This is a genomic window from Streptomyces sp. NPDC048718 (assembly GCF_043198875.1).
Classification (GTDB): domain Bacteria; phylum Actinomycetota; class Actinomycetes; order Streptomycetales; family Streptomycetaceae; genus Streptomyces.
In genome coordinates this window covers 1-18,594 of the sequence record NZ_JBICVG010000013.1, presented here as the reverse complement: position 1 = coordinate 18,594, position 18,594 = coordinate 1, and the positions used below count along the sequence as shown (strand labels likewise).

The following is an 18,594-nucleotide window of genomic DNA, read 5'->3' as shown; positions in this document are numbered from 1 at the left end:
GGTACGAGGATGTCGGCCGCCGCCCGGCGGATGAGGTCAGGTGTTCAGGTTCTTGCTCCCGTCGGCGCCGCTCAGATCGCCGTCGACGTCCTCGAAGATGTCGAGTGCCTTCTGGCCGTCGATCTCGGTGAGGCTGTCGCTCTGGGTGTTCCCGATGACCTTGAGGGTCTGCCGGAAGTCTCTTTCGATATCCCTGAACAGCCTTTCCTGATCCGCCAGGATCTTGTCGATGGAGGTGGCCGACTTGGTCACCCCTTCGACGAGGGACTTCCCGTGGGTGAGGTCGTCGGCGGTCATCGGGCCGATCGCCAGGAACTGGTTCTGCTGAAGAGTCTGTGGAGTGGTCTGGTTCTCGACGAGGCTCTTCAGGGCCCTTCCGGCGCCGGCGGTGTCGTCCTGCCGGATGTTCTGCGTCGCGGTCACGAAGTCGTGCAGCTCGGTGTCGATGAACGTCTGCAGCGACTTCCCGTCGAAGTGGGACAGTCCTCCCATGGGAACCTTCCGAAGGTAGGGGCGGTCGGTCGACCGGGCGCCCGGCACCGGTGCCCGGCATCCGGCGTCCGGGCGCGGATCCGCCCGGTCGCCGGCCTCGGACCGGACGCCGGACGCCGGACGAGGAGTCAGCGGCCGATCTTCACGTCCGACCACATCTGACTGAGCGAGTTCTCGGTGTACTTGTAGTTGCCGGAGACGTCGGTGAGGACGTCGGCGTTCTGCTTCAGGAGAAGCTTCATGTTGTCGACCGCCGTGTTCCAGGCGTCCTGCTTCCCGATGTACACCTTGGCGTCGTCACCTCCCCAGGAGTCCATCAGTGCCTGGAGTTCCGCGTTGAGGTTCGTGATCGTCTGCGCGATCGCCTTGGTCTGGTGGACCATGTCGTCCGCGGCGTTCTGCATGTGGTTGTAGTCGACGTGGATGTAGCCGTCGCTGAAGTTGTCGCCCATGGGGTGCTCGATTCGTCTCGAAGTGGTTCGGTCGCGCCCGAGGAGGAAGAGGATCCGCCGGAACCTCAGCCGCCCGTCAGCTGGTCGAAGATCGCTTCGGACTGGTGATAGGCCTGGTTGATGGCCTCGTTGGACGAGCCCTGGTTCTGCTGCATCGAGCTCAGTGTGTGGTTGAGGGTGCCGATCATCTCGTCGAGGTTCCGGAGGATCGTGTCGGCGTGACCCTCCCACTTCTCGATGAGTCCGGTGTAACTGTGGCCGTCGCTGCCCTGGTACCCCGTACTCAGGTTGTTCCGCATGGCCTCCACGTCCTGACGGGACCTCAGGATCCCGGTGAAGGCGGACTCCAGGGCCATGATGCCGTTGCGGGTCGCCGGTATGTCCGCGGTACGGACTTCGCCTGCCATGCCATGCCTTTCGGTCGTCACTGCTTCGAGGTGTGAGACACGGTCCCACACATACGTTACTCGTCCCGCACACCCTGGAACGCCCAACACATGTGAATACTCACACCTTTCCCTTCGCCGGCGCGCTCCGCGCGCCGCAGTGCGCCGGTGTGGTGGAGGGCCGCACCGCGCCGGCGGCCGCGTCCGGGTCCAGGTCCGGACCGGCGGGCAGCATCGCGAGCAGCGGGGCGGGCAGGGCGGAGGTCTGCTCCTCGGCGTACCCGAGGGCGCCGAGCGCTTTCGCCGTCGGTACGCGGTACTTGGTGCCGGTGTCGTCCACCAGGTAGGTGGTGGTGCCCAGGGCGGTGCCACCGGCGCCCAGGACGCGCACCAGTGCCGCGTGTCCCGGACGTACCACCACGGCGTCCACCCGCAGACAGGCCGGCGCGGCCTCGGCGAGCGGCTGGGTGACGGGCGACAGGTCCCCGGTGGCCGTGAGCAGGGTGGTGACCTTCGTGCCGTGCTCGCCGGGTTCCACGCCCGCGCACACGGACCGGTCCGGAGCGATCCCCGCCGCCCTCGGCGGTGCGGCCGGCAGCCCCTTCGCGTCGGGGGCGCGGCCCTCGGCACCCGGGGCCAGATGCCGTTTCAGCGCGTCCGCGCCCAGTGGCAGGGCGCGCGGCGGCTTTCCGCCGTACGCCCCGTCCCGGGTATGCGGGTCACCGAGTACGAGGGCCGCCTCGGTGTCGGTCAGCGGCACCAGGCCCTCGGCGCGCAGGAGGTAGTAGGGGTGGGCGGCCGATCCGGGCACCCGGGTCTGGAACACCTGGCCGACGGTGCTCGGCGTGCCGTCGAGGGCGGGTCCGGCGCCGCCGCGTCCGGGGGTGCCCGGTGCCGTCAGGTCGGGGCCCGCCACCAGGGCGTTCAGGAAGGCGCCGGACACCTGTCGCGGGGTCACGGATCCGTAGCCGAGCGACACGGCGGCTCCGGTTCCCGGGTCCAGACGGAGCCGGCTGCCCTGCCAGACCAGGTAGGCCGTCCCGTCGGGGCCCTTCGCCACGATGCCCTGGTCCGCGCCCAGTCCGCGGCCGGATACGGGCGCGCCGGCCACCAGGGTGGTGTGCGGGGCCGTGGTCCCGGTGGCCGTGGCGGCCGTGGCGGTCCCGGTGGAGCACACCAGCCAGGCACTTCGGTCCAGGGAGTTCGCCGGGGGTACCGACTCGGGGGCGCCGGGGATGCCGACGGGGGCACCGACCGGGGTTCCCTGGAGCGAGGCGGTGGCGACGGTCGAGGCGGTGAGGTCCTTGCCGGCGATCAGCCGGGCGGAGGCGTAGTTGCGGACCGGTCTGAGCCGCCCGTCGATGTACAAGTAGCGGGCGCCCGTCTCCTTGTTGACGACGAGAGTGCCGGTGGTCTTCCACGAGGTCTTGCCGCCGGGCGAGATCAGGCCGAGGACCACGGCGCCGGCGGCGATGAGCACGGCGACGAGGACGCCGACGCTCACTCCTCTGGTGGTGCGGGCCAGCGGGGTGTCGGGGGCGTCGGGTTCGGCGAGGAGCATGCCGGCGGCGAGCCGGCTCATCAGGAAACCGTGTGCCTGGACCTGGTCGCGTTTGGACTGCATGGTGGGTCACCTGGGGGCTTTCGTCGGAGTCGGCACGGGCGCGGTCACCCAAAGACGGCGCGCAGGAGCCCGAACACGCCGACGGCCCAGAGCGCGAGCGGGAGCAGGCTGATGGCGAGCGCGGACTGCAGGAGTTCGGCGGCCCGGCCCCAGTAGGGCAGCATCCGGCGGCCGGGGACGGTCCAGGTGACGACGGCGAGGACGGCGGCCAGGGCGAGCAGGCCCGCCGCCAGGGCGGGCCGGTCGCCGGGGTCCAGCCGCGCACCGGCGCCCACGAGCAGGGTCGCGGCGCCCAGCGCGCCGGGGATCACCAGGGCCAGCCGCTGTCCGGTGTGGACCATGCCGCGGCCGTGCATGAGCAGGATCAGCGACAGGACGGCCGCGACCAGCGCCTCCGGCAGGTCGGGGTGGTGGGCGAGGAGCAGCAGGCAGCCCGTGGCGACGACGCCCGTAGAGGCGTACATCGCGGTCATCCAGCCGGCGGCGAGTTCGGTGCGGGTGGCGACGTCGCGCCCTTCGTACGGCTCGATGCCTTCCTGGAGTTGGCCGGGGTCGCCGGGCAGGGGAGGCATCCGCAGACCGGCCAGTTTGAACGAGAGCGCGGGGACGAAGCCGCCGAACACCACCAGGCAGGCGGCGATGCCGCAGGCCGCCTGGTCCACGGGGACGTCGAGGACGCTCGTGGTCGCGCCGCAGACGGCGGCGACCACGCAGACCAGCGCCCCGGACAGGAAGAGGGGCGGGTAGACGGCGCCGCAGGCGAGGGCCAGGACGGCGGCGCCCGCTCCCGCCGCGCCGGCGGCCAGCAGCCGGGCGCCGAGGACGTGGTGGGCGTCGGGTCCCGCCGTGTCCCCCGCGGGCAGCAGCCATCCGGCCAGCGCGAGGGCGGGCATCGCCATGATGCCGAGGGTGGCGCTCGTGGGCGCGTCGCCGACCGCGCGGGACGCGGTGGCGGCGCCCGCGAGCAGGAGCAGCCCGGCGGCGCCGGCCGTGGCGGCGCGGGGGGCGACCGGGCCGCCGGGCCAGGCCAGCAGGCCCAGGCCGAGGAGGAGGACGCCGGCGACGAAGCCGCGCAGCAGCCGCCGGCTCGTCTCCTCGGTCCAGGCGTGGAGCCGTTCGCGGGTGATGTCGGCGATGCCGTCGACGAGGTCGTCCAGGCGTACTTCGGGCATCGCGTCGGCGCGGGGGCGCAGATGGAGCACGTCGCCGTCGCCGAGGCCGAGGGTCTCCAGGGTGGCTTCCTCGTCGAGGGGGCGGTCGCCGAGCCGCTGGAGGACCCAGCCGCCGTGGTCGAGGCCTTCCTCCTCCAGGTCGTCGCCGCAGTAGCGCAGGACTGTGGGCAGGAGGTCCGCCACCGGGACGTCCGCGGGGACCGCCAGGTCGATGGTTCCGGCCGGGGCCCGGACGGTGAGGCGGCACAGGCTGGCCACCGAGGTGTCGCTCATGGTCGGCACATTCGCTTTCGCGGAAGGTGATCGGGTCGGTCGGGAAGGTGTGCGGGGGTGCTATGTGCGTCCGGGTGTCCGGTCGGCACATAGGTGTGTGTTCCCATGGTCGAGTGTGTGAGCCCGTGACGGAAGACATCCGTCTAAGGTGTGTGTGCAGAGTACCCCTGCTGTCGCGCCGGGTCCGCCGCGCTCACCTCCCGCCGCCGGTCCGGGTTGTCTTTCCGGCCGCCGCCGCTCGAAGGAGCCGATTCGTTGAGTTCCGTGCTTTTCCGCCGCCCCGCGCGCCGCCGTGGACCGGACATGCCCCAGGGGGAGTTGAGCCTTCAGGAGCCACCGGTGCTTGCGGAGGCGGTGCCCGACAGTTCGGCGGTGTGGACGTATCTGCCCATGGCGATGATGTCCGTCTCCATGATGCTGATCTTCCTGCGCCCGGGCGGGTCGAACGGGATCTTCGTCTATCTGTCGCTGGGGCTGATGGTGCTGGCCTCCGCCGCCATGATGGTCGGTCAGTTCATGCGCCGAGGCGCCGAACGCAAGCAGCGGCTGCGCGGTGAGCGGCGCGACTATCTGAGGTATCTCGGCCAGATCCGCGGACAGGTCCGGCGGGCGGTGGCGCAGCAGCAGTCGGCCCTCGCGTGGCGGCATCCCGAGCCCGCCGCCCTGCGCTCCCTGGTGCGCACCACCCGGCTGTGGGAACGGCGGCCCGCCGACGAGGACTTCGCCGAGGTGCGCGTCGCCGTCGGCGACCAACAGCTGTCGATGAAGCTGACGCCGCTGTCCACCAAGCCCGTGGAGGATCTGGATCCGCTCTCGGCACATGCGCTGCGCCGGTTCATACGTGCCTACAGCACGGTGCCCGGTCAGCCGGTGGCGGTGTATCTGCGGTCGTGGGCACGTGTGCTGCTGCGCGGCGATGAGGCGGCACGGCGCGACCTGGTCCGGGCGATGGTGGCACAGCTCGCGGTCTTCCACGCGCCGGAGGATCTGTGGATCGCGGTCTGCGCGGGTGACGAGCGGCGGGCCGACTGGGAGTGGGTGAAGTGGCTGCCGCACGGCCTGCATCCGCAGGAGGAGGACGGAGCGGGGCCGGCCCGGATGGTGACCTCCGACTTCGGGGAGCTGGAGGATCTGCTGGGGGCGGAGTTCGGCGAGCGGCCGGCCTTCGACCCGGAGGTGCCGCCCGGCCGCGAGGAGCCGTACACCGTCATCGTGCTGGATGGGGTGACCGTGCCCTCGGGGCACCGGATGGACGGTCCCGGTTTCCGCAACGCGGTCGTGCTGGACCTGGCCGACGCGCTGCGCTGGCGGCCGGGCCGGGCCACGCTGCGGCTCGACGTACGGACCGACCGCGTCCGGCTGGTACGGACCGACCGGGCCCGCAAGGAGCGGACCACGCCGCTCGGCCGGCCCGACGCCCTGGGTCCGGCCGGGGCGCTGGCCCTGTCGCGGATGATCGCGCCGTATCGGATGCGGCTGGCCGCCACCGCGGCCGAGCCGCTGGCCGCGGACACCGAACTCACCACGCTGCTCGGCATCCCCGATCTGCACCGGCACGAACCGGCCGCGCTCTGGAGGCGGTTCGGCGGGGCGGGGCGGCTGCGGGTGCCGATCGCGGTGGGCGGCGACGGTCTGCCGGTCGAGCTGGACATCAAGGAGTCCGCGCAGGGCGGCATGGGGCCGCACGGCATGCTGATCGGGGCCACCGGGTCGGGCAAGAGCGAGTTGCTGCGGACCCTGGTCCTGGGGCTCGCGTTGACCAACTCGTCCGAGACGCTCAATTTCGTCCTGGTCGACTTCAAGGGCGGGGCCACCTTCCTCGGTCTGGACGAACTCCCGCACACCTCGGCGGTGATCACCAATCTCTCGGACGAGGTCGCGCTCGTCGCACGGATGCAGGACGCCCTGCACGGCGAGCTGATCCGGCGTCAGGAGCTGCTGCGGGCGGCGGGCAACTACACCTCGGCGCTGGAGTACGAGAAGGCCCGGGCGGCCGGAGCGCCGTTGGATCCGCTGCCGAGCCTGTTCGTCGTGGTCGACGAGTTCAGCGAACTTCTCGCCGCGCACCGGGAGTTCATGGATCTGTTCGTCATGATCGGACGCCTCGGCCGGTCGCTGGGGGTGCATCTGCTGCTGGCGTCGCAGCGGCTGGACGAGGGCCGTATGCACCAGTTGGAGGGCCATCTGTCCTATCGGATCGGACTGCGTACCTTCTCGGCGATGGAGAGCCGGGGCGTGCTGGGCGTCCCGGACGCCTACCAGCTGCCCTCGCAGCCCGGCAGCGGCTATCTGAAGAGCGGTGTGGAGGCGCTGACCCGGTTCCGGGCGGCCTATGTGTCGGGCGGCTACCGCCGGCGCGGCGGGGCGATCGCCCGGGCCCGGGTGGCCCATCAGGTGGTCCCCTGGACGTCGGCGTACGTGGTGCCGCGGGCGCCGGCCGGGCCCGCCGTGCCGCCGCCGGCCGAGAAGGAGCGGGAGTCGGACGACACCGTGCTGTCGGTGGCGCTGGACCGGCTGCGCGGCTCGGGGCCGGCCGCGCACGAGGTGTGGCTGCCGCCGCTCGGTCTGCCGTCGCCGCTCGACGCGCTGCTCGAAGGACTCGGGCTGGACGCGGAGCGGGGGTTCACCGCGTCGGGGTGGGCCGGGAACGGCCGGCTGAGGGTTCCGGTGGGTCTGGTCGACATGCCGTTCGAGCAGCGCCGTGCCCCGCTCGTGGTGGACCTGTCCGGCGCGGAGGGACACGTCGGCATCGCGGGTGGTTCGCAGAGCGGCAAGTCGACGCTGCTGCGGACCCTCCTCGCGGCGCTCGCGCTCACCCACACCCCGCGCGAGGTGCAGTTCTACTGTCTGGACTTCGGCGGCGGCACGCTGTCGGGGCTGTCCGGACTGCCGCACACGAGCGGGGTGGCCTCACGGCTGGACGGCGAGCGCATCAGCCGTACGGTCGCCGAGGTGTCAGCGGTGCTCAACCAGCGGGAGCAGTTCTTCCTGGACCACCACATCGACTCGATGGCCACCTACCGGCGGCGCCGGGCGGCCGGCGAGTTCGCCGACCAGCCGCACGGCGACGTCTTCCTGGTGGTGGACGGCTGGGCGACGCTGCGCCAGGACTTCGACGCCCTGGTGCCCACGTTCAACCAGTTCGCGGCGCGGGGCCTGAACTACGGCGTCCACCTGGTCGTCACGGCGTCGCGCTGGATGGAGATGTCGACGCAGGTGCGCGATCAGATCGCCACCCGGCTGGAGCTGAAACTCGGCGACAACATGGACTCGGTGATCGACGTACGCCGGGCGGCGCTGGTGCCCCGGGTGCCGGGCCGCGGGCTCACCGTGGACGGGAAGCTGCACTTCCTTTCGGCCCTGCCGCGCGTCGACGGGAGCTCCGCCGCCGAAGACCTCACCGACGGGGTGGCCGCGCTGGTGGAGCGGATCGCGGACGCGTGGACCGGGGCCGCCGCGCCGCGGGTCAGGATGCTGCCGCATCTGCTTCCCGCCGCGGAACTGCCCGCGGCCGGGGGCACAAAGGGGCTGCGGATGCCTCTGGGCATCGACGAGGAGACGCTGTCCCCGGTCTGGCACGACTTCGCCCGCACCCCGCATCTGATGGCGATCGGCGACACCGAGAGCGGCAAGACCAATCTGCTGCGACTGGTGACGGCCGCGATCACCGAGCGGTTCACGCCGAAGGAGGCGCGCGTCCTCGTGGTCGACTACCGCAGGGAGCTGGTGGAGGCGATCCCCGAGGAGTACCGCCTCGGACACGCGGTGTCCCTCGGCTCGCTGCAGGAGATGATGGGCGGCTCCCAGCGGGCGCTGACGACCCGTCTTCCGGGTGCGGACATCAGTCCGGCGCGGATGCGGCAGGCGGACTGGTGGAAGGGGCCTCGGCTGTTCGTACTCGTCGACGACTACGACATGCTGGGCGGCAGCAACGCCTTCGACCATCCGTTCGCGCCGTTGTTCGAGTTCCTGGCGCTCGGGCACGAGGTGGGGCTGCATCTGGTGGTCGCGCGGTCCGCGACCGGGGCCGGCCGAGGCTTCGGCGACCAGCTGCTGCGCCGCCTCGGCGAGGTCAACACGCCGGGCCTGCTGCTGTCCTGCCCGCCGAGCGAGGGGTACGTGTTCGGCAACACCAAGCCCCGCAATCTGCCGCCGGGCCGGGCCTGGTACATCGCCCGGAACAAGGCGACGCTCCTGCAGACGGCGCTGACCGGCCAGGACGGATCCGAAGGACCCACTGGACCCGGCGAGGCCGGCGTGCCCGGGTGACGGCCGGCCGGACAACGCGACAGGGGTCGGGCAGGAGCGTGCTCCCACCCGGCCCCTGTCGGTTACTCCCGGCCCTCTCCCGTCCCTCTCGTGTCCCGGGCCGTCAGCGGCGGGCCGGCCGCCAGCCGCGGGCCCGGCCGCGCGGCACCGCCAGGGCGGCCCAGCCGGCGAGCAGGACGACTCCGGCACCGGCGGCCGAGACCAGGACGGCGGTCCGGGTCGCCCGTTCCCCGTGCGACCGGTCCGGCAGCCGTACGGCCCCGGCGTGCGCGCCGAGCCCGCCCCCGGCCGCGCCGGTGTCCCCCGCCACGGAGGCGACCGCCGCGTACACGTCCAGCCTCGGTACGTCGTCGGGATAGGCGGTGGACGTCAGCCGCCGGGCCGTCTCGGCCGCCGAGAGGTCCGGATGGGCCGACCGTACGAGGGCCGCGGCGCCCGCCGCGTACCCGGCGGCCAGCGAGGCACCGGAGCCCACGAAGTGCCCGGCGCCGCGCGGCCCGATCCCGACCACCGCGTCACCGGGCGCGGCCAGGTCGGCGTGGGCGGGGAGCCGCGCGCCGTCCGGGCGACCGCCCCGGACGTCCACGTCCAGGACGCCCAGTACTCCGGGGGCCGCGGCGGGCCAGTAGTCCCGCGGGGGTGGCGGGGGCGTCCGCACCGTGGTGGTCCTCGGGGCATCGGGCACCGCGGCGGCCACAAGGAGGACATCGTGCCGCGCGGCGTAGGCGACGGCGGCGTCGAGGGCGCTCGACCGGTCGGTGAGGGCCGCCGCCACCGTGACGACGCGGGCGCCGGCGTCCACGGCGCCCCGGATGCCCGCCGCCACCGATGCCGGCGTCGGCGCTCCGCGCTCCGTGGTGCCCCGGGCGGCGACGATGCGCGCGCGGGGGGCGACGCCGTGGAAGGCGGTGCCCCCGGCCGGTGCGGCGGCGATCAGACCGGCCACGAAGGTGCCGTGGCCCACGCAGTCGTCCCCGGCCGGGCCGATGGCTTGGACCCGGCCCGCCAGGGCGGGCGCCTCGGTGGACACGCCCGTGTCGACGACACCGACCGTGACTCCGGCGCCCTCGGAGATCCGCGCGGCCCGGGGCAGTTCCAGGCTCAGGTGCTCCCAGGGGGTGTCGGTCGCGGTGGTGGCGGACCGCCCGGTGCAGACGGAGCCCGCGGCCGGCTCGGCCGGCAGGACGGGCAGCCGGACGGCGGGTCCGCCCTCGGCGAGGGCCGGGGACGCGAGCGCGAGCAGGGCCGCCGTCAGTCCGGACGCCAGACCAGCCGTCAGCCCGGCCTTCAGCGCCACCGCCGGGGTCCGCGAGGCGCGGGGGCGGGCGGGCACGTTCTTCGGGGCGGGCGGGCCCGATCGGGCGGGCCGGCCGTCCGGGGCACGGTTCATGCGGGCAGTTCCTCCCGGTGGGGCGTGTCCTGGGGCAGCAGGAGTCTGAGGTCGTCGAGACCGGGGGCGGCCATCCGGCTGATCCGTCCGGCCTGCCGCGTCATCATCCCTTCGAGGACCTGGCGGGCCAGGCGCGCGTTGCCGAAAGAGCGGTCGCGCGGCAGGGTGTCGAAGTGTTCCCGCAGCATCTGCCCGGTGCCCGGACCGCACTCGTAACCCGCGGTCGCCGCGTGGGCCCGGACGATCGTCACCAGCTCGTCGGAGCTGTAGTCGGCGAACTCGATCCGCCGGGAGAACCGCGACGACAGGCCGGGGTTGGAAGCCAGGAAGCCGGCGATCTCCTCGGTGTATCCGGCGGCGATCACGACGACTTCGTCGCGATGGTCCTCCATTAGCTTCAGCAGCGTGTCGACGGCCTCGCGGCCGAAGTCGGAGGCGGAGGCGCCCTCGGGGGTCAGGGTGTAGGCCTCGTCGATGAACAGCACGCCGCCGACGGCCCGTTGGAACACCTCGCGGGTCAGCTGCGCGGTGTGGCCGACGTACCGGCCCACCAGATCGGCGCGGGAGACCTCGACCAGCTGGCCGCGGGGCAACACGCCGAGCGAGGCGAGGAGTTCGCCGTACAGCCGTGCCACGGTCGTCTTGCCGGTGCCGGGCGGTCCGGTGAAGACGAGGTGGTGGCTGATCCGGGGCACTGGCAGACCCGCTGCCTCCCGCCGGCGTGCGGTGGACAGCAGGTTGACGAGGTCGGTGACGTCCCGCTTGACGGCGGCGAGCCCCACCAGCTCCCCGAGCCGGGCCAGCGGGTCGGTGCCGTCGTCCGGGTCCTCGCCGAGGACGGCCGCGGCGGCGTCCGCGCCGACGTCGTCGGGGAGGAGGAGCTGGAGGTCGTTCTCGGAGATGTCGGCGCGCGTGGCCAGGCGGGTGGCCTGGCGGTCCACCATCTCCTCGAACACCCGGCGGGCCTCGCGGCCGTTGCCGAAGGCGGCGTCCTTGGGCATGCGCTCGAAGCGTACGGCCAGGGCCCTCGGCGTCGACTCGTCCAGCCGGTACTGGTGGCCTTGGCACATGGTCTCGACGATGGCCACCAGTTCGGGCACCGAGTAGTTCTCGAACTCGACGGTCCGGGAGAACCGTGAGGCGAGACCTGGGTTGGAGGCCAGGAAGTCGACCATCTGGGCGGAGTATCCGGCGGCGACGACCACCACGTCGTCGCGGTGGTCCTCCATCAGTTTCAGCAGTGTGTCGACGGCCTCGCGGCCGAAGTCGGCGCCGGAGCCCTGCCCGTCCGACAGCAGGGTGTACGCCTCGTCGATGAACAGGACACCGCCGAGGGCACGTTGGAACGCCTCGGTGGTCTTGATCGCGGTACCGCCGACGATCTGGGCGACCAGGTCCGCTCGGGACACCTCGACCAGGTGCCCCGAGCGCAGCGTGCCGAGCCCGGCGAGGATGGTGCCGTAGAGCCTCGCCACGGTGGTCTTGCCGGTGCCGGGCGGGCCGGCGAAGACCAGATGGCGGCTCATCGGCGGGGCCGGCATGCCGAGGCTCGCCCGGCGCTGGGCGAGCCGGGTCAGGTTGACCAGCGTACGGACCTGCTCCTTGACGTTGTCCAGGCCGATCAGGGCGTCCAGCGCTGCCGACGCGGAGTCGTCCTCGTCGTCCCTGGTCGAGGGCGCGGCGGCCGGGTCGGTGCCCTCGGCGTCTTTGGTACCCCAGGCGTCCCGCTTGCCGTTGCCGGTGCTGTTCAGGCCCTCCACCACCACGCGGTCGCCCGCTCTGGCGTGGACGAGGCCGCCGCCCGCGTTGTCCCGGACCGCGCAGTTCACCACGGAGACGGGTGCCTCGGACTCGACGCGTACGCCGTCCCGGCCGCCGGCGCTCGCCTCGCAGGTGGTCAGGGACGCCCGGCCGCCCTCGGCGATCAGCACCCCGTGCTCCGTGCTCTCCCGGGCCGTCACCCGGGTGGCGGTGAGGTCGCCGTGCGCCTCGACGAGGACGCCGTGCCGTCCCGCCCGGGTGATCGCGCAGTCCCGTACGGTCAGGGTGCCGGCGCCGCCGACGAGGAGCCCGGTGTCCCCGGGGTCCTCCACCGCTCCCCCGCCGACGTAGGCGTTCCCGTCGTCGTCCACCCGGATACCCGCGCCCCCGGGCCGCTGGATCACACAGTCCTCCAGCCGGCCCCGGCCGTCCCGGGTCACCTCGACGCCGTGCCCCGCCGGGGCGATGATCCGCGCCCTGCGGACCAGCGGGTGGGCGCCGGAGCGGATCGTGAGGCCGGCGCCCTTGGCGTCCACGACCTCCAGCCGGTCCAGTTCGGCGGCGGACTCCTCCTCCAGCAGCAGCCCGGTGCCGGCGCAGTCCCGTACCGTCAGGCCGACGAAGACCGGCGAGGACGATCCGGCCACCCGGACCGCGGGCGCCTCGCAGGCGTCCGCCCAGCAGTCCTCGAAGGTGCCCCGGGAGCGGTCCGCGACGAGTACTCCGTGGTCCTTCGTCCGGGCCACCCGGCAGCGGCGCAGCAGCGGATCGCTGCCCCGGCCCACGGCGATGCCGACGCCGGAGGTACCGGTCACCCGTACGTCCTCGACGACGGTGCGCGACTCGCTCGCGAGGTGCAGGCCGGTGGTCGTGTCGTGCACCACCGTACGCAGCACGCTGACCGTACTGCGGCCCTCCAGTGCCACCGCGGGTTTGTCGGTGGAGGAGATGTCGCATTCCTCCAGGGAGCCGTGGGCCTCGCCGTTGGCCAGGACGCCGTTGCCGCGCGCGTCGCGGATCACGCAGCCGCGCACGGTGATCCGGCCCTGTTCGCCGATCACGACGCCGGTGGTGCCGAGGTGTTCGAGGGTGGAGGACTCCACGGAGCTCTCCGCGGCCGAGGTGACCACCACGCCGGCTCCCGCGCCGTTGGTCACCCGGCAGTCGCGCAGGGCCAGCGAACCGGTGCCCCGGGCCAGCAGGGCGGTCCACGAGGAGGCGGTGATCTCACAGCCGTCCATGGCCACTTGGCCGCGCGGGGCGTCGACGGCCGGAAGTTCCTCGTCACGGCCGCGCAGCACCAGGTCGGTGAGCATGACGGCGTCCGCCTTGAGCGTCAGGGCGGTGCCCCGGCGCGGGGCGATCTCCACGGTGCCGCGCGCCTGGGCGGCGACGATGGTGACGGGCGTGGTGATCGTCAGATTCTCCGGGTAGGTGCCGGGAAGGACGCTGAGCACCGCGCCGCTGCGCGCTCTGGCCAGCGCCTCTCCGATCGTCGACAAGCCGTCGGCACTGTCCGGGCCGACGGTGAGCACCTGGCGAGACACGCGTGGTTCCTCCTCAGACGAAGACACCCCCGGCGACCGTGGTCCGGGGTGTCCTGCGCGGGTGGCGACCGGGGTGTCGGTTGCCGGGTCGCCGCGGCGGGTGGCGGTCGGGGCGGACATGCGGGGAAACATATGGCGGAAATCAGTCGTTTCCACGACCTCCACCGGCACATGTGCGCGATGTCCCGTGCCCCGTCAGGCCGCCCCGGGGACCAGAGTAGTTGAGGACGGCGGACGGGGTGTCACCTGTGTGCACATGTCCGTCGTACGTTGCCGGGTGCGAGGAGTTCCGGTCTTCCTCAGGTGTCCCTGGTGTCTTGGGCGCTCTGGGCGCCTTTGGTGTTCTGGCGTCCTGGGCTTCTTGGGTGCCCGGTGTTCTGGGTGTCCCGGATGTCGCGGGGGCCTCCTCGGGACACGAGCCGGGACCCGCGGTCCCGGGGACGCGCGGGGCCCGGCTCGGAACGCCGGTTTCAGGTGGCGGAGTTACGGCTGCCGCACCCGGTAACTCGTCATGGTCCACGGAAGGTCCTGCTGGGCCAGTGAGCCGGTGGCCCAGGCGGTACCGGTGCAGTCGGCATCGCGATAGAGCTCCAGGGCGGCGGTCCCGGAGACGACCTGGACCGATGCCGCCGGACGCGACAGCGTGTGGCACGTACCAAAGTCGCCGGTGTCGACGGTCGTCATATGCCCCGTCCCGGTGAGTCCGGTGTACAGATACGCGCCGTCGCGCAGCGGCGGCCAGCCCGCGGCGTCCGCCGTGCCGGCCCCGAGTCCGAGCAGGGCCGCCGCCGCGGTCAGGGCGGCGGCCGTACGGCGGTACTTCACTCCGGTGTGGGACATGTTTCTCCATCCTCCTTCCCCCTCCGGTGCGAGGGGTGGGGGTGGTGCCGCCCTCGGCCGGTCGACACCTCGGACCAAAGATGTTTACATGTTCAACCACATAGGGGTGAGGGCAAATCCCGCCATCGGCTCATGGACATATGTCAGGACGCGTCGTCCTGGACGTCTCATTCCCCGGCGGGGTCCGCGGCGACGGCGGCCGCGTACTGTTCACGGAGACCGGCACCCGCGCCGGTGCTCGTGTCGAGTCTGCCGAAGACCCAGTCGACGGGACGGCATTCCCGTGCGCCGGGCAGCCGCACGACGAGCGGGACGACGGCGAGGGCGTCCGTCGTACGGTGCCAGGTGCCGCCGGCGTGACGGGCCAGGATTTCGCCGACGTAGCAGCCGAACGCGACCAGCGACTCGGCCATCTCCTCACAGGTGACACCGTCGGTACGGAAGCCGGCGAGGATGCCTTCCACCAGGTCGAGGCTGGCGGGACCGTAGTCCAGCTCGACCCCGCTGATGTCCGCCGCGGCCTCGACGATGACGGCTGCGAACCGAGGCGCGCTGTCGGGCTCCAGAGGGTGTTTCAGATGCAGCTGCATGGTCGTCCTCGGACTGTCGCCGTCATGGTCGTCGCGGCCGGCCAAGGAACCCCCGGCCGGGCGTGCTCACCCGCGCGAACCCGGGTCACGGACATGAGTCGTGGACATGGGGTCACCGACGTGCCGTACACGCACCGCACACCATACGGGGTGTCCCGCGACGTGTTCAGGAGGGCCGTGCGCGGGCCATGCGGCACAGGTGTGCCCGACCCTCCGAGGGTCGGCTGACATGCCCACACATCACACTCGGGCGCTCACACGACTGTCCGGCGAACATGTGACGTTCGATTGCTCGCAGGTCGGGTCATGGGCCGGGGCAGCTCCGACGGTGCAAACGAGGTCGAGCGGACCATCAACCGGCTGAAGATCTCCCGCGCGGTCGCAACCCGCTACGACAAGCAGGCCTGTGTCTTCCACGGCACGGTCACCATAGTAGCGGTCCGACTCCGGATCCGCCAGTGATCCGCCGGACAGTGTCCGGCCGAACCCGGAATCGAAGACCGAAAACACATTTGCCGAGAAGACTCCCATCTGGTTCTCTTGTTGGCCATCTGACCTCCGTCGTGGAGTGTTTCAGTGGCCTCGCTGTCAAGAAGAAAGGATTCTTCATGTCCACGCTTCTTCTGGAGATGACCCCGCGCGTTGCCGGTTCCACCGAGGTGGAGCCGGCCGTCGAGTTCGAGAGCCGCTGGGAGAGCGACTCGGCCGACTGCCCGCTGACGACCAACCTGGGCTACTCGATGACCTGTTGATTCTCCAGGTCGGCGCGGCATAGGCGGACCGCGGTCCACTCGGATCCGGAGAGGCGGGAATGGAAAAGTCAGGTTCTTCGGACTGGGTGAATCGGGTCGTCAGGAAGTATGTGGGCGCCGACTGTTCGGTGACACAGGGCTCCGTCTGGCTGGCCGTCCGGCCAGACGGAGTGGTGTTGCCGGAACACGGATGGAAGCTGCACGTGTCCTCGCGCGCGGCCGACTTTCCCGAGCTGGTGGAAAGGCTGCTTCCGCTTTTGGCGGCCGAAGGCTGTTCATTCAAGCTGGCGTGCTCGCAGCGGGCGCTCCACGCGTTGAATGACGGTCACACGGCTCCGGCGAGTGTGGGGAAAGCTTTTACCATCTATCCCGATCCGCGACGGGTTCGCGAGTTCGGGTTGCGGCTCGCCGAGGAACTGCGGGGGCATCAAGGGCCGCGAATCCTCAGCGATCGAAGAGTGCTGGCGAAGTCCCCGGTCTATTACCGGTACGGGTCTTTCACCGCCCGGCGCGGTTCGCACGCGTCCGGCGCCCCGGCGACGAAGATACGGTAGCGTCCGTCGAGCAGGGTGCCGTCCCTGTCGCGATCGGTGCCCGTGCCGGCATCGGAGAACGGGTCCTCGACCCACGACGGCTGTTGGTGCTGGACGACGAGTCCCTTGTCGGCCTCGCCCGTGAGGCGGCCGACGCCTGCGTCGCCCGCATACCGCTGCTGAGCTCGCTCGGCCAATGCTGCGGCGCGGCCGGTGTCGGCGACTACCTGTTGAACCTGGCCGCTGTGGAGCAGTCCGAGCGCTATCGGGACGCGGCCTTCGACCTGGCCACGCATGTACTGCTGCGGAGCGGCGGGCCGCTGTCGCACCCTCGTTGGTTCGCCCCCACCGACACTGCCGACCGCTCGCTTTCCTGGGCGAAGGGACTCGCGGGCATCCTGGCGTTCTTCCGCAGGCTGTCGGACGGTGGCCCCGGGTGCCTCCCGGTCTTCAGGTATTGACCGGCGCCCGGGGCGTGTCTCCAGACGCCCTGGAACAAGGAGAAACTCCCTTTGGGGCCTGTCCAGCGGTGTCGTGCGGATCAGCGGGCGGCCCTGAGGAAGCCGCCCACGAGGTGAAGTCCGGACCAAAGATCGTTGCCGGTACCCGCGCCGCCTGCTCCGCCTCGGCCCGCCCGGGTGGCACCGGCGGGCCGAGGGGCGGTCCTTCGCCGGTCAGCCCTTCGCCGTCAGCGGTACTCCGAGGAGTTCCTCCAGCGCGGCCACGGTCCGCCGGGGCTCCTCGGCGTGCACCGTGGCGAACCCCAACTCCCGGGCGGGCGGCAGGAACGCCTCTGTGTCGTCGACGAACACGCACGCGTCGGCGGGCAGGCCGAGACCGTCGAGGACGAGCCGGAAGATCTCGGGTTCCGGCTTCCGCAGTCCGTGGTCTCCGGATATCACCACGGCGTCGAAACGATTCTCCAGATCGTGCCCCGCGTAGAGGTCCCACGAGCCGGCGCCGACCGAGTTCGACAGGATGCCGACCTTGATTCCGGCCCGGCGGGCGGCGTCGGCGGCTTCGAGCATCACCGCCTCCGGACGGAGGTCGGCGAAGATACGGCCCAGCAGGTCGTCGGGCGGGAGGCCGGTGCGCTCGGCGGCGGCCTCGTTCCACCCGGCCTGGGTGAGCACACCGCGCTCCAGGTCCTCGGTGCGCCTGATCATCTCCTCGTCCAGATAGAGGGAATGGAGCAGTGTGCCCTCGGGCAGACCTTCCCGGCGCTCGAAGGCGAGCGCGGCCGGGAGCAGGGGGGTGGTGAGCACTCCACCGAAGTCGAGGACGAGTCCTGTGCGGTTGGTCATGGCACGCATGCTAGATCGTTTCCGCTCGGGACCGGCAGGCCGGGCCCGGACAGCGGCATCACACATGTGGCGTCGCCCGGGGCGGTCGCCGGGTGTGTTCCCTCGCCCGTATCCCGGCGACGGCGGTGGACGGATGCTCCCCCACCAACCGCCCGCCCGATCGCCGGACGACCCCGAGATGACCCCGGACAGGAAGTCGGGCCCTACTCCGCGCCTGGACCGGCGCACGGCAACGGGGCGCCGGACGGCCGGGGTTCTCCGTCCGGGCTCGCGCCACCTCGGTGGTCCGCCGGGGAAGTCCCGGCGGCTGCTGTCTTGTACGGACTCACATAACCCGCCAAGCTGGTTACATGACGATGCACCGACATGTCTTCGCGTGCGGTGACCCCGCACTCGACTTCATCGCGACGCTCCGCGCCCGTCGCTCCGCCAGGATCGACGGGCTCACGGCACCAAACCGCCTCGACGCGTGGTACCTGGAGTCCGGACTCGTCGACTCCGTCACCCCCGGCGCGGACGCCGATCTCGCGCGGGCCCGGTCCATACGGGAGGCGGTCTACCGGCTGGTGACGGACCGACGACAAGGCAGAACGTACGACGAGTCGGCGCTCGCTGTCGTGAACGACGCCGCTCGCCGGCCCGCCGCCCGGCCCCAGCTCGCCCCGCCCGGCCGGCGGACGACGGCCACCCCGCAGGAGGCCCTGTCGACAGTGGCCCGCAGAGCGGTCGAATTGCTCGGCGGGCCCGAGTCCCGTCTCCTGAAGGAGTGCGGAAACCCGGAATGCACCGATGTCTACGTCGATCGCTCGCGGGGCGCGAGACGGCAGTGGTGCGGCATGAAGTCCTGCGGGAACCGGTTCAAGGCCGCCGCCTACCGCGCCCGTAAGCGCAACGCCCCCGTGCCGGCGGGCCGCTGATCGCGAACGGCGGCACCTCCAGGCCTCGCACGTCCGCGCCGTACGACATGCGGAACGGCGGATCCGTCCGTCCGCCGGGCGCGCGCATGGGCGGCACGTGGGCGTGCCACACCGGCCGGATCCGGCGGCCCCGGCCTCCGGCCTACCAGGTTCGGGGACACACCTCAGGGGCATGTCGTTTCCGAGAGCCGCCGTGTCGTGTGGGGGTGTCATGTGCCGCCCGCACCCTCCCGCACCGAAAGTCCGATGTGGGTACCATGCGCAACGTCATCCATTACGAGGGAGTGAACGG

The 18,594-nt window shown here is 72.0% G+C and carries 15 protein-coding genes and 1 pseudogene; 6 read left to right on the top strand and 10 right to left on the bottom strand.

Going from position 1 to position 18,594, the window contains the following annotated elements; translation table 11 throughout:
• Positions 1 to 36: 36 nt before the first annotated feature.
• From ACGFRB_RS23765 to eccD, 5 genes are all read right to left on the bottom strand, one after another.
• Positions 37 to 492, bottom strand: coding sequence for a type VII secretion system-associated protein (locus ACGFRB_RS23765; RefSeq protein WP_363010502.1), 456 nt, complete (start codon positions 490 to 492; stop codon positions 37 to 39).
• A gap of 128 nt (positions 493 to 620) precedes the next feature.
• Positions 621 to 944, bottom strand: coding sequence for a WXG100 family type VII secretion target (locus tag ACGFRB_RS23760; protein ID WP_363010500.1), 324 nt, complete (start codon positions 942 to 944; stop codon positions 621 to 623).
• Positions 945 to 1,009: 65 nt separating this feature from the next.
• Complete coding sequence (locus ACGFRB_RS23755; protein ID WP_361234590.1) at positions 1,010 to 1,351, bottom strand: hypothetical protein; 342 nt, start codon at positions 1,349 to 1,351, stop codon at positions 1,010 to 1,012.
• Positions 1,352 to 1,451: 100 nt separating this feature from the next.
• Positions 1,452 to 2,954, bottom strand: coding sequence for a type VII secretion protein EccB (eccB, locus tag ACGFRB_RS23750; RefSeq protein WP_393245713.1), 1,503 nt, complete (start codon positions 2,952 to 2,954; stop codon positions 1,452 to 1,454).
• Positions 2,955 to 2,998: 44 nt separating this feature from the next.
• Positions 2,999 to 4,399, bottom strand: coding sequence for a type VII secretion integral membrane protein EccD (gene eccD / locus ACGFRB_RS23745; protein WP_393245711.1), 1,401 nt, complete (start codon positions 4,397 to 4,399; stop codon positions 2,999 to 3,001).
• 303 nt (positions 4,400 to 4,702) lie between these two features.
• On the opposite strand from eccD, the gene eccCa reads away from it, so the two are divergent.
• Entirely contained in the window at positions 4,703 to 8,668 is a 3,966-nt protein-coding gene (eccCa, locus tag ACGFRB_RS23740) for a type VII secretion protein EccCa (RefSeq protein WP_393245988.1), read from the top strand.
• Between the two features lie 103 nt (positions 8,669 to 8,771).
• Here eccCa and ACGFRB_RS23735 read toward each other — a convergent pair whose 3' ends face one another.
• From ACGFRB_RS23735 to ACGFRB_RS23720, 4 genes are all read right to left on the bottom strand, one after another.
• On the bottom strand, positions 8,772 to 10,058 hold the full coding sequence (locus ACGFRB_RS23735; protein ID WP_393245709.1) for a S8 family serine peptidase: 1,287 nt from the start codon (positions 10,056 to 10,058) through the stop codon (positions 8,772 to 8,774).
• A complete protein-coding gene (locus tag ACGFRB_RS23730; RefSeq protein WP_393245707.1) occupies positions 10,055 to 13,366 on the bottom strand; it encodes a right-handed parallel beta-helix repeat-containing protein in 3,312 nt (1,103 codons plus the stop codon). The genes ACGFRB_RS23735 and ACGFRB_RS23730 overlap by 4 nt, the downstream gene beginning before the upstream one ends.
• 483 nt (positions 13,367 to 13,849) lie before the next feature.
• Positions 13,850 to 14,206: a hypothetical protein gene (locus ACGFRB_RS23725; protein WP_393245705.1), complete on the bottom strand. Its 357-nt coding sequence runs from the start codon at positions 14,204 to 14,206 to the stop codon at positions 13,850 to 13,852.
• A 167-nt stretch (positions 14,207 to 14,373) separates the two neighbouring features.
• A complete protein-coding gene (locus ACGFRB_RS23720; protein ID WP_393245703.1) occupies positions 14,374 to 14,796 on the bottom strand; it encodes a hypothetical protein in 423 nt (140 codons plus the stop codon).
• Positions 14,797 to 15,129: 333 nt separating this feature from the next.
• On the opposite strand from ACGFRB_RS23720, the pseudogene ACGFRB_RS23715 reads away from it, so the two are divergent.
• The 4 genes and pseudogenes from ACGFRB_RS23715 to ACGFRB_RS23700 all read left to right on the top strand — a co-directional run.
• Positions 15,130 to 15,258 (top strand): annotated as a pseudogene (locus tag ACGFRB_RS23715) (IS5/IS1182 family transposase); the annotation flags it as partial.
• Between the two features lie 146 nt (positions 15,259 to 15,404).
• Positions 15,405 to 15,548 (top strand): hypothetical protein, encoded by a 144-nt coding sequence (locus ACGFRB_RS23710; protein ID WP_393245701.1) that lies wholly within the window; start codon positions 15,405 to 15,407, stop codon positions 15,546 to 15,548.
• 59 nt (positions 15,549 to 15,607) lie between these two features.
• Positions 15,608 to 16,102, top strand: coding sequence for a hypothetical protein (locus ACGFRB_RS23705; protein ID WP_393245699.1), 495 nt, complete (start codon positions 15,608 to 15,610; stop codon positions 16,100 to 16,102).
• An 86-nt stretch (positions 16,103 to 16,188) separates the two neighbouring features.
• Entirely contained in the window at positions 16,189 to 16,542 is a 354-nt protein-coding gene (locus ACGFRB_RS23700; RefSeq protein ID WP_393245697.1) for a lanthionine synthetase LanC family protein, read from the top strand.
• 213 nt (positions 16,543 to 16,755) lie between these two features.
• Here the strand turns inward: ACGFRB_RS23700 and ACGFRB_RS23695 are convergent, their stop codons facing one another.
• On the bottom strand, positions 16,756 to 17,385 hold the full coding sequence (locus ACGFRB_RS23695) for an HAD family phosphatase (protein WP_363010480.1): 630 nt from the start codon (positions 17,383 to 17,385) through the stop codon (positions 16,756 to 16,758).
• A 350-nt stretch (positions 17,386 to 17,735) separates the two neighbouring features.
• On the opposite strand from ACGFRB_RS23695, the gene ACGFRB_RS23690 reads away from it, so the two are divergent.
• Positions 17,736 to 18,302 carry a CGNR zinc finger domain-containing protein gene (locus tag ACGFRB_RS23690; protein WP_393245695.1) on the top strand — a complete coding sequence of 189 codons (567 nt, stop codon included), beginning with the start codon at positions 17,736 to 17,738 and terminating at the stop codon, positions 18,300 to 18,302.
• The last annotated feature ends 292 nt before the right edge of the window (positions 18,303 to 18,594 follow it).

Excerpts from the sequence above, each read along its gene's own strand:
- ACGFRB_RS23720 (WP_393245703.1), bottom strand. The coding sequence starts at position 14,796 with ATGCAGCTGCATCTGAAACACCCTCTGGAGCCCGACAGCGCGCCTCGG.
- eccB (WP_393245713.1), bottom strand. The coding sequence starts at position 2,954 with ATGCAGTCCAAACGCGACCAGGTCCAGGCACACGGTTTCCTGATGAGC.
- ACGFRB_RS23705 (WP_393245699.1), top strand. The coding sequence starts at position 15,608 with ATGGAAAAGTCAGGTTCTTCGGACTGGGTGAATCGGGTCGTCAGGAAG.
- ACGFRB_RS23765 (WP_363010502.1), bottom strand. The coding sequence starts at position 492 with ATGGGAGGACTGTCCCACTTCGACGGGAAGTCGCTGCAGACGTTCATC.
- ACGFRB_RS23695 (WP_363010480.1), bottom strand. The coding sequence starts at position 17,385 with ATGACCAACCGCACAGGACTCGTCCTCGACTTCGGTGGAGTGCTCACC.
- ACGFRB_RS23755 (WP_361234590.1), bottom strand. The coding sequence starts at position 1,351 with ATGGCAGGCGAAGTCCGTACCGCGGACATACCGGCGACCCGCAACGGC.
- ACGFRB_RS23760 (WP_363010500.1), bottom strand. The coding sequence starts at position 944 with ATGGGCGACAACTTCAGCGACGGCTACATCCACGTCGACTACAACCAC.
- ACGFRB_RS23725 (WP_393245705.1), bottom strand. The coding sequence starts at position 14,206 with ATGTCCCACACCGGAGTGAAGTACCGCCGTACGGCCGCCGCCCTGACC.
- ACGFRB_RS23735 (WP_393245709.1), bottom strand. The coding sequence starts at position 10,058 with ATGAACCGTGCCCCGGACGGCCGGCCCGCCCGATCGGGCCCGCCCGCC.
- eccD (WP_393245711.1), bottom strand. The coding sequence starts at position 4,399 with ATGAGCGACACCTCGGTGGCCAGCCTGTGCCGCCTCACCGTCCGGGCC.
- eccCa (WP_393245988.1), top strand. The coding sequence starts at position 4,703 with ATGCCCCAGGGGGAGTTGAGCCTTCAGGAGCCACCGGTGCTTGCGGAG.
- ACGFRB_RS23710 (WP_393245701.1), top strand. The coding sequence starts at position 15,405 with ATGTCCACGCTTCTTCTGGAGATGACCCCGCGCGTTGCCGGTTCCACC.
- ACGFRB_RS23690 (WP_393245695.1), top strand. The coding sequence starts at position 17,736 with ATGACGATGCACCGACATGTCTTCGCGTGCGGTGACCCCGCACTCGAC.